This is a genomic window from Halorussus salinus (genome assembly GCF_004765815.2).
GTDB classification, from domain to species: domain Archaea; phylum Halobacteriota; class Halobacteria; order Halobacteriales; family Haladaptataceae; genus Halorussus; species Halorussus salinus.
On sequence record NZ_SBIS02000007.1, the window covers coordinates 133,616 to 145,813 of the forward strand.

The window sequence follows — 12,198 nt, forward strand, 5'->3', positions numbered from 1 at the left end:
GGTAGTCGCTCGCCCGAAGGTTGGCCGTCATGATATAAAAACGATAGCCTTCAGATGTGCCGAACTGATTTTTCACTGTCTTCGTAAAGTCGCATTTTGTCTGAACAAGTAAACCGGCCTTTTATGAACCGCATCCTTCGATACAAGTAATGTCACCTCCCGACGGTCTCGAATCGAAGTTCCGGACTCTCCGGCCCGAAGCGTCCGCCGAGGAGAACCCGCCGTGACGAGATATCGCAACTTTTTGGCCAGCGGAGGCCCTTTACCTGACGCTTCATGGCCCGAGAGATAGACGACCTGCCCGGCAAACGGGCCGCCGAGACGTTGCAGGAACTCGGTCTGACCGAGTACCAGTCGCGGTGCTTCGTCGCGCTCGTTCGCGTCCCGAGCGCGACGGCCAAGGACGTGAGTCGCATCGCCGACGTACCGTACACCCGCGTCTACAACACGGTCGAGGACCTACAGGCGAAGGGGTTGGTGGAGGCCCAAGAGACCGACCCCCGCGAGTTCCGGGCGATTCCCGTGGACGACGCCGTCCGGGCGCTCCGCGAGGAGTACGAGTCGCGGCTCGAAACTGCCGAGAAGACCCTGACCGCGCTCGAAACCACGGGCGACACCCGCCACTCGGGGTCGTGGGAGATATCCGACCACGAGCAGGTCACGCGCCGCGCGACCGAAATCGTCGCCGAGGCCGACGACGAGGTCATCCTCGTCGGGACTGACGAGCGCCTGTTCGAGACGCAGGTCCTGCGGCGACTCGACGGCGCGGCCGACGACGCCTCGGTCGTGGTCGGCGTGCCGGGGCGAGACGCCCACGAGCAGGTCGAGGAGCGCGTACCCAAGGCCGACATCATCGAGTGGGACACCATCCCGGACAACGACTGGTCGCTCGGGCGCATCCTGATGGTGGACCGCTCGACGGTCCTGCTGAGTTCGCTCCGCGGGACCGACCTGCCGGGCGTCCCCAACGAGTCGGCGGTCTGGGCGCGGGGGTTGGACCACGGCCTCGTGATGGGAGTCAGCGACCTCCTCGTGACGCTGATGAATGCACGCGGTATCTACGAGTAGTCGGACGATTACCGCCGGGCGGACTCGTCGGCGCGCTCGACGGTCGTCCGGCCCTCGTCGGCCGCGAGGTCGAACCCGGCGCGCCGGAGCCACGACCGGGCGCGACTCGTCCGGCGAGGGTCCGTTTCGGCGTTGTCCCGCTCCGACTCGGTGTTTCCGGGCGCGCTGCCGCCGTGAATCAGTATCTCGGCCAAGTCCGCGCGCTCGTCCACGTCGGTCGCCAGCCGATGAGAGTCCACCACCGTCGGGTCCGCGCCGACCGCCCGTGCGGCCCGACGGTGGTCCAGATACGAGGAGCCGTGATAGTCCACCCGGAAGTCGTCGTCGCGCGCCACCAGCGCGTTCGTCCCGCCGCCCCGGCCCGGCGCGAGAACGACCGCGCCCTCGGCGTCGAAGAGTCGGGCGAGCGCGTCGGGGGTCGCCAGCGCGAGGTCGGCCATCACGACCGCGACCGGGCCGTCGGTCTCGGCGAGGACGGCGTTGACCGCCTCGGTGAGCGGTCGCCGGTCCACGGTCACGGACGCGTCGGTCTCGACCGGTTCGGTGGCCAGCAGTTCCGGGTCGCGGCCGGTCGCGCGAATCGCCGCGAGGAGATCGGCCAGCATCTCGTCGGCGAACGCCGACCGCTCGGCGGGCGACAGCGCGTCGGCTAACCGGGTCTTCGGCTCCGCGGCGGCGTACGGGACGACGACTCGCATGCTCGATTGCCAACTCGCGCGCGCTTCCTTAAGAGGCTACGGAATGGCGGTCGGAGCGGCGTCGCCGAGCCAGAACGACGCCGGTCCCGCCGCTCGAACGGAAGAATGTGTTCGAGGAGTCGCTACAGATTGCTAAAACGAAGATGACGATTGCTTTCGGACAGCGGGCGTTCGTCGGTGAACGCCCGCCGTCAGTTCACTCGGCGACCGGTGGGCCGACGGTTTCGAGTCCCCCGAAACCACCCCGTCGAACGCGAACGACGGTCCGAAAGCGAGTTCGCGTCAGCGAAGCTTGTCGTAGTCGTCCTGTTGGTTCGAGCGATACCAGAGCGCACCGCCCACGATGACGACCAGCGCGAGGAGTCCCGCGCCGCCGTACAGTAGCATCTGGGTCTGTTGGCTCGACTGCTGGGAACTCTCGGCCTTCGACTGGGCCTCGTCGGCGAGGTCCACCGCGTTGCCGAAGTTCTCGGCGTCGAACGCCGAGACGGCGTTGTCGAGCGTGTCCTCTGCGCCCGAGACGCCCGCGCCGGAACTCTCCGCGGTGTCGATGGCGTCCCGAGCCGAGTCGATGGCGTCGCGGGCCTCTTGGCTATCCGCGGTGTACGGCCGGAAGCTCCACGAGTCGATGGGGTCGCTACTGCCGCCCTCGCGGACTTGGTTCAGGTCGGCCAGCGTCAGTTGCTGGGCGGGGTCGTAGGTGAAGTTCGACACTTCGGGCACGGTCCCCTTGACGACGACCTTGACCTCGTACGCGTCGCTCTTCTCTAAGGCGTGGTCGAACGACTGGCCGTCGTAGGACTTCTGGTCTATCTTCGACCCGCCTTGGTCGAACAGTTGGACGGTCCACGTCACGTCCTGTAGCTCGGTCGTGCCGTTGAGCGTCCACGTGTCGTACTCGCTGAACGGCTTGGTGATGGTGAACGTCGAGTTCACGTCCGTGCCGACTTCCTTCTCGTCGGGCGCGCCGCTGGCCGACGCCGACATCGCCGCGGCGGGTCCGACCGCCGAGACGACCAGCGTGGTGGCGAGCAACAGCGCCAGTAGTTTAGAACAGTGGTTCGAGTTCATCGTCGTCGTCCTCTACGAGTTCTTCCAAGTTCTCCTCGCTCTCCTCCTGAATCTCGTCGATGTTGTCCTGCGCCTCGATGGCGACCTCCTGTAGCTCCTTGATTCGCGGGACGTTGTTCACGCCCGAGAGGAGGACGACGCTGGCGACGTACTGGGAGTCGGCGACGGGGTAGTCGCCGCCCCGGACTTCCATCGAACCGGTCTGCTCTTCGAGCCACTTCCGCCCGCGCTCTATGCCTTTCCGGTTGAGATGCCGGGGCGGACCGCTCAGCACGAGGAGGGCGCGTTCGGTCCCCTCGATTTCGCAGGGCAGGGTGAGGCGACCGAGCGCCGCCTTCCGGACGAGGCTGGTGATGCGGTTGGTGGTGTTGGCGGTGTCGGTCTGGGTGTCCTCCTCGCCGCCGGTGAACCGCGAGAGGAGACCGCTAGACGACTGCTCGTTCTCGACCTCCTCGGCGGCGTAGCCGATGGTCGAGACGCCGCCGCCAGCGAGCGTGTTGATGATCTCGCTGGAGTCGACGACGCTTTCGGCCACCTCGTCGTCGCCGGTGACTTCGCCCGCGCCGAAGAGGATGCCGAACCGCCGGACTATCTCCTCGTTTATCTCGGCGTAACCGCCCTCGATGGACTCGCCGGACTGTCGCCACGCGTCGTTGTCGAACACCATCAGATTGTCCACTTCGCGGACGAACGTCTGGAACGACCGCGCGGCGTTCAGGGTGTAGATGCCGCCCTCGTCGCTACCGGGCAGGATACCGAGACCGTACACCGGTTCGGTGTAGATGCGCTTGAGGTGCTTGGCCAGCACCGGGGCACCGCCCGACCCGGTGCCGCCGCCCATCCCCGCGACGATGAGGAACGCGTCGACTTCGTGGACGGGGATGTTGTCGATGGCCCCCTGCACCTCGTCGATGTCCTCCTCGGCGATTTCCGCGCCGAGTTCGTTGTCCGCTCCGACTCCGTGACCTTTCACTCGGGATTGACCAATGAGGACGCGATTGTCCTTGGGGACCTCACTGAGGCCCATCAGGTCGGCCTTCGCAGAGTTAACTGCGACCGCCGACCGGACGATGTCGCTTCCAGTTCGCTGGTCGTATTCCAGGAACTTGTCCACGATTTTCCCACCGGCCTGCCCGAAACCAATCATTGCAAGCTTCATTTTCCGGACCGTGCTCCGTTGGGAGAAACACAACCACGAAGGGGTGATAATCCTTTTGGTCCGCACCACGATACCCGGAAATGGCGGGTTACACCGAATCGCGCCACGATAATCGGGCATTTACCGGTCGCTCGAACCGCCACCAAATCCCGAACATGTCCTTTTAAGTTTATACCGAATCGGAGATGTGGTTCAACTAACCAGTCGAACCACGTCTGACGGCCGTCTGCCCGGTGTCAGACGTGCGTTTCTCCGACGCCTGCCGAGACCGTCGGGCGAAGCCTCGAAACCCCCGGCCCGAACCCTCGGGACTACCGACCGGCGATACCGAGGTACTCCGCGAGCGTCGTCAAATCAGCCTCCTCGACGCCGAACGCGTCGATGTCGTTGCGCGAGACGGTGTTGTCGAACTTCAGCGAGCGGTACTGGTCGCTCCCGAACGGGACGAACGGCACCGGGTCGGCCATCGTCAGGCCGACGCGCGCGAGCGGCATCGGCAGGGGCAGGACGGTCACGGACTTGCCCTCCGCGCGGTAGGCGAGGCGGGTCACGTCCGCGAGCGTCAGCACCTCCGGGCCGCCGATTTCGTAGGTCTCTCCGTCGTGGGTCTCCTCGACGCTCGCGGCCAGCATCGGCGCGAGGTCGCCGACCCAAATCGGTTGGAAGCGCGTGCGACCGCCGCCGGGCAGGGCCGTGACGTAGGGCGTCGTCAGGACCTTCGTGAACGAGACGAACTCCCCGCCCTCGCCGAAGACGACGGAAGGCCGGAAGACGGTCGCGGCCAGTTCCGAGTCCGCGACGACCTCCTCGGCTTGGCCCTTCGAGCGCAGGTACTCGGTCGTCGCGTTGGCGTCCGCGCCGAGCGCGCTCATCTGGACTATCTTCCGGACGCCGTGTTCCTCGGCAGCCTCCACGACGTTCCGGGTCCCGCCGAGGTGGACCTCGGTGTGGGTGGTGCCGCCCGAGGGCTTGAACAGCGGCGAGAGCGCGACGAGGTTTATCACCACGTCTTGCTCCTCGAACGCGCCCTCGATGGAGTCGTACGCGGTCACGTCGCCCCGGACCGCTTCGACGCCCGGCGGAAGGTCGGCCTCCTCGGGGTCGCGTGCCAGCGCGGTCACGTCGTGACCCTCGTCGTCCAGTTCGCCCACGAGATTCGTCCCGATGAACCCGGTTCCTCCCGCTACGAGAATGTTCATATCCGGGATAAGTACCGTCGGAAAGTAAAACTAACTGCCGCGACGGGCGTTTCCGGGACTCCGCGCCGACTCCCGACCGGCGGCGTCGGCGTCCCGACCCGCAGGTCTTTATACCGAGCCGAAACCACCACCGAGTATGCTTATCACCTTGGAGGGTCTCGACGGGAGCGGCAAGACGACCGTCTGGGAGGTCCTGCGCGAGGAGTTCCCCGAGTTCGTCTTCACTCACGAACCGACCGACACGTGGTACGGCGAGGCGGTCAACCGCTCCATGGAGGACGACGATACCGACCCGCTAGCCGAGTTGTTCCTCTTCACCGCCGACCACGCGGCCCACCTCTCGGAGACGGTCCGGCCCGCGCTCGACGAGGGGAAGGTCGTCGTCTCCGACCGCTACTCGGACTCGCGGTACGCCTATCAGGCCGTCAGCATCGAGGGAGCGGTCAAGCGCCCGCTGGAGTACATCCGAGGAGTCCACCAGCCGTGGACGCGGCCGCCGGACGCGACGCTGTACTTCGACGTGGACCCCGAGACGGGCGCGGCCCGGAGCGGCGCGACCAACAAGTTCGAGCAGGCCGCGTTCCTGAGTCAGGTCGAGTCCAATTACGAGCGACTGCGCAACGCCGAACCCGAGCGGTTCGTCCGCATCGACGCCTCCCGGTCGCCCGAGGAGGTCATCGACTCGGCGGTGGACGTGGTAGAGCGCCTGCTCTCGGAGCGCGACGAATAGCCTTTGACCCTCGGTGGCGTAGCACACGCCATGGCAGACGAGGACGCCGGTCGGAGTCGAGCCAGCGAGCGCGGCCGACGCGACCGCGACCGACGCGACCGCGACGACGAGACGGGGTTTCGCTTCTCGCTCCCGCCGGTGGTCCTCCCGGAGATGCGACTTCCCGAGCGCATCCGCCTCGTCTTTCCGATTCCCGACCCGCCCGAGAAGGTCTCGCGGCCGACGAAGGTCCGGGTCTCGTGGGTTCTGCTCGCGGTCGTCCTCGCGGACGCGCTGGACGCCGCCGTCGTCCTCGCGGCGGGTCCCGAGACGCTGACGTGGGCGCGAGCGGCGGTCGGCCTCGTCGCCGCGGCGTTCCTCGTCGGCGGGCCGGGACTCCTCTACGCGTGGGAACTGCTGGCGGTGCTGGGCGGTCTCGGGTGGCTCTCGGTCGCGCCGACGCTGACGGTGCTGGTGTTGGCCCGAATCGTGCTGTCACAGTAATTCGGCGGGGTTTCTGGGTGGATTTCGGACGCTCCTCGGCGCGCGGCGGCGGTGCGGTGCTGTGCGGCGTGACCGGAGTCGGCAGTAGTCCGGTTCGACTCGCCTCACATCGACTTCTTCACCCTTCGTTCGAGTACAGTCGAGACTCCACAGATAATCGCCTTTTTACCGTCACGGCGTCTCGTCCCGAGCATGAACGACGCGGAACTCGCCGCGAAGATAGACCACACCGTCCTCGGACCGGAGACGACCCTCGCCGACGTGGAGGAACTCCTCGACGCGGCCGCGGAGTACGGCATGAACGCCTGCATCCCGCCGTGCTACGTCGCCGAGGCCGACGAGTACGCACCGGACGTGACCCTCGCCACGGTAATCGGCTTCCCGCACGGTCAGCACGCCACCGCGGCCAAGCGCGAGGAGGCCGTCCTCGCCTACGAAGACGGCGCGGACGAGTTGGATATGGTCATCAACGTCGGCCGTCTGAAGGCCGGAGACCACGAGACGGTTCGCGAGGACATCGAGGAGGTCGTCGCCGCGGTCCCGATTCCGGTGAAGGTCATCATCGAGACGGCGCTGCTCACCGACGACGAGAAACACGCCGCCTGCGAGGCCGCCGAGGAGGCCGACGCGGCGTTCGTCAAGACCTCGACCGGGTTCGCCGACGGCGGTGCCGAAGTCGCGGACGTGGAACTGATGAGCGAGTACCTGCCGGTGAAAGCCAGCGGCGGCGTCGGCAACTACGAGCAGGCGAAGGCGATGTTCGACGCGGGGGCCGAGCGCATCGGCGCGAGTTCGGGCGTCGAAATCGTCGAAGACTTCCGGAACAACTACTGATAGGGATTATCGTAGCAAGCTATAGATTCGTGCGACCATTCTCTGCGTAATCGAGCGACGGCACCCGCAGTCAGCGTAGTGAATCTCCGCAGTTCTACGATAATACCTATGAGCGCCAGCGACCGGGTGTCAACGACCGAGTGTCCGCGACCGGGCGGCGTTCAGTCGTCGTCACCCGACGGCGACCCTTGGCTTTGCTGGGACGACATGCTCGATGCGCCGCTCCGGGCGGTGCCCGCCCAGCGGTTCATGTTGTTGGCGATGTAGTCTTTACTCCCCCAGCCGAAGCCGACGCCGATGGCGAGCGCGAGGCCCGCGGCGAGTCCCCACGCGAGGGCTTGGGCGAAGATGTACAGCAGTTCCACGTCGATGCCCATCGTGTCCAGACCGATGACGACCGCGGTGAAGTACAGGAACATCCGGACGCCGTTGGCGAAGTACTTCGCGTAGGCGGTCTGGGTGGCCGCGCGCGTTCGTTCGATGGCGTCACCGATGAAGTCCGAGACGATGAACCCGCCGATGATGACCAGCAGTCCGGCGACGAACGCCGGGAGGTACGACACCGCGGTCGCTATCCACTCCGAGAGAATCGGGATGGCGAGCGTGTTCGCGGCCGCGAGGACGGCCAGCGCGTAGACGAACCACGCGGTGACCTTCCCGAGGAAGTTCGACAGCGCGTCGCGTGAGTCGCCCATCATCCGGCCGATGGGCGTGCCGCGGGCGCTCCGGTCGAGTCCGGCCTTGTCGGCGACGCCAGCGACGACCTTCCCGAGGGCTTTCCCGACGACCCATCCGATGAGCAGGATGACGATAGCGCCGACGAGTCTCGGGAGCGCCGCGATAATTTCCGAGAAGGCGTTTCCGAGCCAGTCGGGGACGTTTCCGAACAGTTCTCCGCCGTCCGCTTGCAGTAGTACGTTTGGTCCGTTCATGTGTTCTCACCGGAATCGCTCCGGTGTCAGAGCGAGGGTCCCGGCGTAGTTTGTTCTTGGCCGCATACCGATTTCGGACGCTCGGGCGGGGCGAGTCGGTTTTCAGAGCCTGAGCGCCGTAGTCGCGAGCTAGTGTAAGATTTCGGCCTATTCGGCCGGGCGGGCGAGACGCGACGTGAAACGAGACGAAACGAACGCGTGATTGAAAATTCGACGGAATAAATCGACCGGTGAGCGTGCGACCGCCGGGAAACTGACCGACGCGACGGCGGTCGGACCGACGTAGCCACGACCGGTTGACTCGTCTCCGCTCCGGAACGAAACCCGACCGCGTGCCGCGCCGCCGCGACCGTCGGCGGTCCCGGCCAACGTGTTTCGATTGGGGCAGGTGAAATCGACGTTTTCTACGACGCCGAAAGACCGAGAGAATGCGGGCCGGACCCGAGGAGACTCATCCGATGAGCGTCGTCACGCCCGCGGTTTCGAGCAGGAGCCACCCGACGAACGCGGCGTAGGCGACCAACAGCGCGTAGGCCTCGCCGGGCGTGAGTTCGAGGTCGGTCCGAGCGAGCGCGAAGAACAGGACCGTCGCGGCGACCAGCGCGGCCATCATCGGGACCGCGACGCCGAAGTTCACCGTGGTCGCGCCTGCGACGAGGACGCCCGCGGGGAGCGCCACCAACAGGTCGAAGACGTTGCTCCCGAGGACGTTCGCGAGGCTGGTGACGCCCTCGCCCTTCTGCGAGGAGCGCACGCTGACGAACGTGTCGGGCAGGCTGGTGACGATGGCGACGACCGTCAGCCCCCAGAAGAAGCTCGGGATGCCGAGTATCTCCTCGAATTCGAGGACGGCATCGACCAGTCCCTCGACGCCGACCACGATGACGACGAGGCTCACCGCGAGCGTCGCCCAGAGGCGGAGCGGGTTCGCGTCCACGGTGCGCTCCTCGCGCAGGTCTCGCGTGTCGAGGTACTGGATGAAGACGTAGAGGACGTAGAGCGCGACCAGCAGGAGCGCGAGCGGTCGATTGAGCGTCCCGCTGAGCGTCCCGTCGGAACTCGGGAAGTAGATGACCGCAAAGGAGAACACGACCAGCGTGGCCGCGACCGAGACCATGTAGAACTGCGTCTCCTTGAACACGACCGCCCGGTCGGCTTCGAGGTTCTCCGTGCCAGCGAGCGTCGAGACGGCCGGAATGACGAGGATATTGAACACCGCCGAACCGACGATGGCCGCCGCGCCGAGTTCGAAGTCGCCGTGGACGAACGTGGCGATGACCGTACTCGACAGCTCCGGGAAGCTAGAGCCGACCGCGGCGACGACCGCGCCTTGGATGATGGCGGGCAGGCCGTAGTAGGCCGCTAACTCCTCGGCGGCCTCCTCGAGCCAGACGCTTCCCTTCCAGATGACGGCGGTCGAGACGACAGCGATGCCGAGCGAGAGCGCGAGGGACACGGCGGAGAGATGCACCTCGGCGGACAAGTCGGTTGTGGAGTCCGACTGGCGACGAACGCGACCAGAAACGTTAACTCCTCGTTCGGCCAATCGAGTGATATGTCAGACATCCCGGTCGGCGGTGCAGTTGGCGCGGTACGGGAGTTCGACGACGCGTCCGGCGTCTCGCTGGTCGCGGTGGCGGTGGCGTTCCTCGCGGTCGGCTACGCTGGCGGGAGCGTACTCGCTGGCGAACCGGTCGAGTCCCAGACGTGGCTGATCGCGGCGATTCTCCCCTGTCTGGTGGCGGTACTCGCGTTGCACGCCAGCGAGTCGTAGCTGGCGAACCGGTTCACGGACCGCGAACGCCTCGATGCGGCGGGCGGCCGCGGGCCAATCCGTCGCGTTTTTGCCCGCGTAGTCGAAACGCTTCCATAGCGAATGGCCCGGTATCACATCGAAACCTACGGTTGCACGTCGAACCGGGGCGAGAGCCGCCAGATAGAGCGGCGGCTCCGCGACGCGGGCCACCACCGCGTCGAGGGCGCCCAGCAAGCCGACGTGGCCATCCTCAACACCTGCACGGTCGTCGAGAAGACCGAGCGCAACATGCTCCGGCGGGCCGAGGAGCTAGAGGACGAGACGGCCGACCTCATCGTCACCGGTTGCATGGCTTTGGCGCAGGGCGAGGAGTTCCGCGACGCGGGCGTGGACGCCGACGTACTCCACTGGGACGAGGTGCCCGAGGCGGTCACGAACGGCGAGTGTCCGACGACGACGCCGGACGCCGAACCCGTGTTGGACGGCGTTATCGGCATTCTGCCCATCGCTCGGGGCTGTATGTCCGACTGCTCGTACTGCATCACGAAGAAGGCGACCGGGAAGATAGATTCACCGCCCGTCGAGGAGAACGTCGAGAAGGCCCGCGCGCTGGTCCACGCCGGGGCGAAGGAGATTCGAATCACGGGACAGGACACCGGCGTCTACGGCTGGGACGAGGGCGAGCGCAAGCTACACGAACTGCTGGACCGCATCTGCGACATCGAGGGCGACTTCCGCGTCCGGGTCGGAATGGCGAACCCGAAGGGCGTCCACGGCATCCGCGACGAGTTAGCCGAAGTCTTCGCCGAGAACGAGAAGCTGTACAACTTCATCCACGCGCCGGTCCAGTCCGGAAGCGACGACGTGCTGGGCGACATGCGCCGCCAGCACCAAGTCGAGGAGTACGTCGAAATCGTCGAGACCTTCGAGGAGCATCTGGACTACTGGACGCTCTCGACCGACTTCATCGTCGGCTTCCCCACCGAGGAGGACGAAGACCACGCCCAGAGCATGGCGCTGCTGCGCGAGACCCGCCCCGAGAAGATAAACGTCACCAGATTCTCGAAGCGCCCCGGCACCGACGCCGCCGACATGAAGGGACTGGGCGGGCAGGTCAAGAAGGACCGCTCGAAGGAGATGACCGACGCGAAGATGGAGGTCGTCGCCGAGGCCTACGACGCGATGGTCGGCGAGACCCACGAGGTGCTGGCGGTCGAGGAGGGAACCGGCGACTCCGTGAAGTGCTACGACGAAGCCTACCGGCAGGTCATCGTCCAGAACGCGCCCGACCACGGCGTCGAGGTCGGTGACTTCGTGGACGTGGAAATCACGGGCCACCAGACGGTGTACGCGTTCGGCGAACCGGTCTGACGGGCCGCCGCGCGGACGCCCGTCTCCGGAGTTCTACGCTACTCGTCTTCGACGACGATAGTGGCGACCATGCCCGCCGAGCGGTGGGCCTGACAGTAGAACCGATAGGTCCCGGCCGTCTCGAAGGTGTGGCTGTACTCGTGGCCCTCGTCGTAGAGGGTCGTGGCGTCGCCCGCAGTCCCTTCCCAGTCGGCGTCGTCGGGTTGGCTCTCGACCACGACGTTGTGGTCGTCGGACTTCCAGACGAACGGTACCTCGGTCCCGGTGGCCACCGACAGCGGCCGGTCGGTGCCGGGCGAGAACGTCAGTTCGTCGTTCGGCCCGACTTCCACGGGGAGGTCGTCGGCCGTGGCGAACTCGGCGGTCGCGTCCTCGGGCGTGACGAATATGGTGCCCCTCATGCCGATGGACTCGTGGGGCGCGCAGTGGAACGCGTATCGCCCCGGCTCCTCGAACGTGTGCGACAGGGAGTAGCCCCGCTCGTAGACGGTTCCGGGGCCGTCGGGCGTTCCCTCCCAATCGGCGTCGTCCGGTTGGTCGTCCACGACGACGTTGTGGTTGTCGGACTTCCAGACGAACTCGACGGTCGTTCCGGGGGCGACGACGAGCGGCCGGTCGCCGGAGGGCGCGAAGGTGAACTCTCCGCCGGGACCCACCTCCACCGTAGCGGTCGAGCCGTCCGAATCGGTCGTCGTCTCGGAATCGGTCGTCGCCGAATCCGACGGCGTTGGGGTCTCCTCGGTGTCGGTCGCGGAACCGTCGGGACTGCCCTGCCCTCCGGCGAGACACCCGGAGAGCGCGCCGGTCGCGAGGACCACGCCGCTGGTTTTCAGCACGGTTCGGCGGTCGGGGCGGCGATTACGTGACATAGGGACCACACACGAACTTGTTCGGCAA

General features: G+C 66.4%; 13 protein-coding genes. 6 read left to right on the forward strand and 7 right to left on the reverse strand.

Annotation, left to right across the window (positions count from 1 at the left end; all coding sequences use genetic code 11):
• Nucleotides 1-276 precede the first annotated feature (276 nt).
• Nucleotides 277-1,068 (forward strand): TrmB family transcriptional regulator, encoded by a 792-nt coding sequence (locus EPL00_RS14205; protein ID WP_135853755.1) that lies wholly within the window; start codon nt 277-279, stop codon nt 1,066-1,068.
• 8 nt (nt 1,069-1,076) lie between these two features.
• On the opposite strand, the gene cofC is transcribed toward EPL00_RS14205, so the two are convergent.
• From cofC to EPL00_RS14225, 4 genes are all read right to left on the reverse strand, one after another.
• Nucleotides 1,077-1,766 carry a 2-phospho-L-lactate guanylyltransferase gene (gene cofC, locus EPL00_RS14210; RefSeq protein ID WP_135853754.1) on the reverse strand — a complete coding sequence of 230 codons (690 nt, stop codon included), beginning with the start codon at nt 1,764-1,766 and terminating at the stop codon, nt 1,077-1,079.
• 282 nt (nt 1,767-2,048) lie between these two features.
• Nucleotides 2,049-2,837, reverse strand: a complete 789-nt coding sequence (locus tag EPL00_RS14215) for a DUF4398 domain-containing protein (protein ID WP_135853753.1) — start codon at nt 2,835-2,837, stop codon at nt 2,049-2,051.
• Nucleotides 2,815-3,996: a tubulin/FtsZ family protein gene (locus tag EPL00_RS14220; protein WP_135853752.1), complete on the reverse strand. Its 1,182-nt coding sequence runs from the start codon at nt 3,994-3,996 to the stop codon at nt 2,815-2,817. Before EPL00_RS14220 ends, EPL00_RS14215 begins: the two co-directional genes overlap by 23 nt.
• Before the next feature lie 311 nt (nt 3,997-4,307).
• Nucleotides 4,308-5,195 carry a complex I NDUFA9 subunit family protein gene (locus EPL00_RS14225; protein ID WP_135853751.1) on the reverse strand — a complete coding sequence of 296 codons (888 nt, stop codon included), beginning with the start codon at nt 5,193-5,195 and terminating at the stop codon, nt 4,308-4,310.
• Nucleotides 5,196-5,331: 136 nt separating this feature from the next.
• Between EPL00_RS14225 and tmk the strand changes: the two genes are divergently transcribed.
• From tmk to deoC, 3 genes are all read left to right on the forward strand, one after another.
• Nucleotides 5,332-5,925, forward strand: coding sequence for a dTMP kinase (gene tmk / locus EPL00_RS14230; protein ID WP_135853750.1), 594 nt, complete (start codon nt 5,332-5,334; stop codon nt 5,923-5,925).
• 30 nt (nt 5,926-5,955) lie between these two features.
• On the forward strand, nt 5,956-6,408 hold the full coding sequence (locus tag EPL00_RS14235; protein ID WP_135853749.1) for a hypothetical protein: 453 nt from the start codon (nt 5,956-5,958) through the stop codon (nt 6,406-6,408).
• Between the two features lie 192 nt (nt 6,409-6,600).
• The gene (gene deoC / locus EPL00_RS14240; RefSeq protein WP_135853748.1) at nt 6,601-7,242 is read left to right on the forward strand and encodes a deoxyribose-phosphate aldolase; all 642 of its coding nucleotides are present in this window, start codon (nt 6,601-6,603) and stop codon (nt 7,240-7,242) included.
• 161 nt (nt 7,243-7,403) lie between these two features.
• On the opposite strand, the gene EPL00_RS14245 is transcribed toward deoC, so the two are convergent.
• On the reverse strand, nt 7,404-8,174 hold the full coding sequence (locus tag EPL00_RS14245; protein ID WP_135853747.1) for a mechanosensitive ion channel family protein: 771 nt from the start codon (nt 8,172-8,174) through the stop codon (nt 7,404-7,406).
• 451 nt (nt 8,175-8,625) lie between these two features.
• Nucleotides 8,626-9,630, reverse strand: a complete 1,005-nt coding sequence (locus tag EPL00_RS14250; protein WP_238398209.1) for a sodium:calcium antiporter — start codon at nt 9,628-9,630, stop codon at nt 8,626-8,628.
• A 99-nt stretch (nt 9,631-9,729) separates the two neighbouring features.
• On the opposite strand from EPL00_RS14250, the gene EPL00_RS14255 reads away from it, so the two are divergent.
• A complete protein-coding gene (locus EPL00_RS14255; protein WP_135853745.1) occupies nt 9,730-9,948 on the forward strand; it encodes a hypothetical protein in 219 nt (72 codons plus the stop codon).
• Nucleotides 9,949-10,050: 102 nt separating this feature from the next.
• The gene (locus EPL00_RS14260) at nt 10,051-11,301 is read left to right on the forward strand and encodes a tRNA (N(6)-L-threonylcarbamoyladenosine(37)-C(2))-methylthiotransferase (protein WP_135853744.1); all 1,251 of its coding nucleotides are present in this window, start codon (nt 10,051-10,053) and stop codon (nt 11,299-11,301) included.
• A gap of 38 nt (nt 11,302-11,339) precedes the next feature.
• On the opposite strand, the gene EPL00_RS14265 is transcribed toward EPL00_RS14260, so the two are convergent.
• Complete coding sequence (locus EPL00_RS14265; RefSeq protein ID WP_135853743.1) at nt 11,340-12,170, reverse strand: plastocyanin/azurin family copper-binding protein; 831 nt, start codon at nt 12,168-12,170, stop codon at nt 11,340-11,342.
• Between the last annotated feature and the right edge of the window lie 28 nt (nt 12,171-12,198).

Excerpts from the sequence above, each read along its gene's own strand:
- EPL00_RS14205 (WP_135853755.1), top strand. The coding sequence starts at position 277 with ATGGCCCGAGAGATAGACGACCTGCCCGGCAAACGGGCCGCCGAGACG.
- cofC (WP_135853754.1), bottom strand. The coding sequence starts at position 1,766 with ATGCGAGTCGTCGTCCCGTACGCCGCCGCGGAGCCGAAGACCCGGTTA.
- EPL00_RS14215 (WP_135853753.1), bottom strand. The coding sequence starts at position 2,837 with ATGAACTCGAACCACTGTTCTAAACTACTGGCGCTGTTGCTCGCCACC.
- EPL00_RS14220 (WP_135853752.1), bottom strand. The coding sequence starts at position 3,996 with ATGAAGCTTGCAATGATTGGTTTCGGGCAGGCCGGTGGGAAAATCGTG.
- EPL00_RS14225 (WP_135853751.1), bottom strand. The coding sequence starts at position 5,195 with ATGAACATTCTCGTAGCGGGAGGAACCGGGTTCATCGGGACGAATCTC.
- tmk (WP_135853750.1), top strand. The coding sequence starts at position 5,332 with ATGCTTATCACCTTGGAGGGTCTCGACGGGAGCGGCAAGACGACCGTC.
- EPL00_RS14235 (WP_135853749.1), top strand. The coding sequence starts at position 5,956 with ATGGCAGACGAGGACGCCGGTCGGAGTCGAGCCAGCGAGCGCGGCCGA.
- deoC (WP_135853748.1), top strand. The coding sequence starts at position 6,601 with ATGAACGACGCGGAACTCGCCGCGAAGATAGACCACACCGTCCTCGGA.
- EPL00_RS14245 (WP_135853747.1), bottom strand. The coding sequence starts at position 8,174 with ATGAACGGACCAAACGTACTACTGCAAGCGGACGGCGGAGAACTGTTC.
- EPL00_RS14255 (WP_135853745.1), top strand. The coding sequence starts at position 9,730 with ATGTCAGACATCCCGGTCGGCGGTGCAGTTGGCGCGGTACGGGAGTTC.
- EPL00_RS14260 (WP_135853744.1), top strand. The coding sequence starts at position 10,051 with ATGGCCCGGTATCACATCGAAACCTACGGTTGCACGTCGAACCGGGGC.
- EPL00_RS14265 (WP_135853743.1), bottom strand. The coding sequence starts at position 12,170 with ATGTCACGTAATCGCCGCCCCGACCGCCGAACCGTGCTGAAAACCAGC.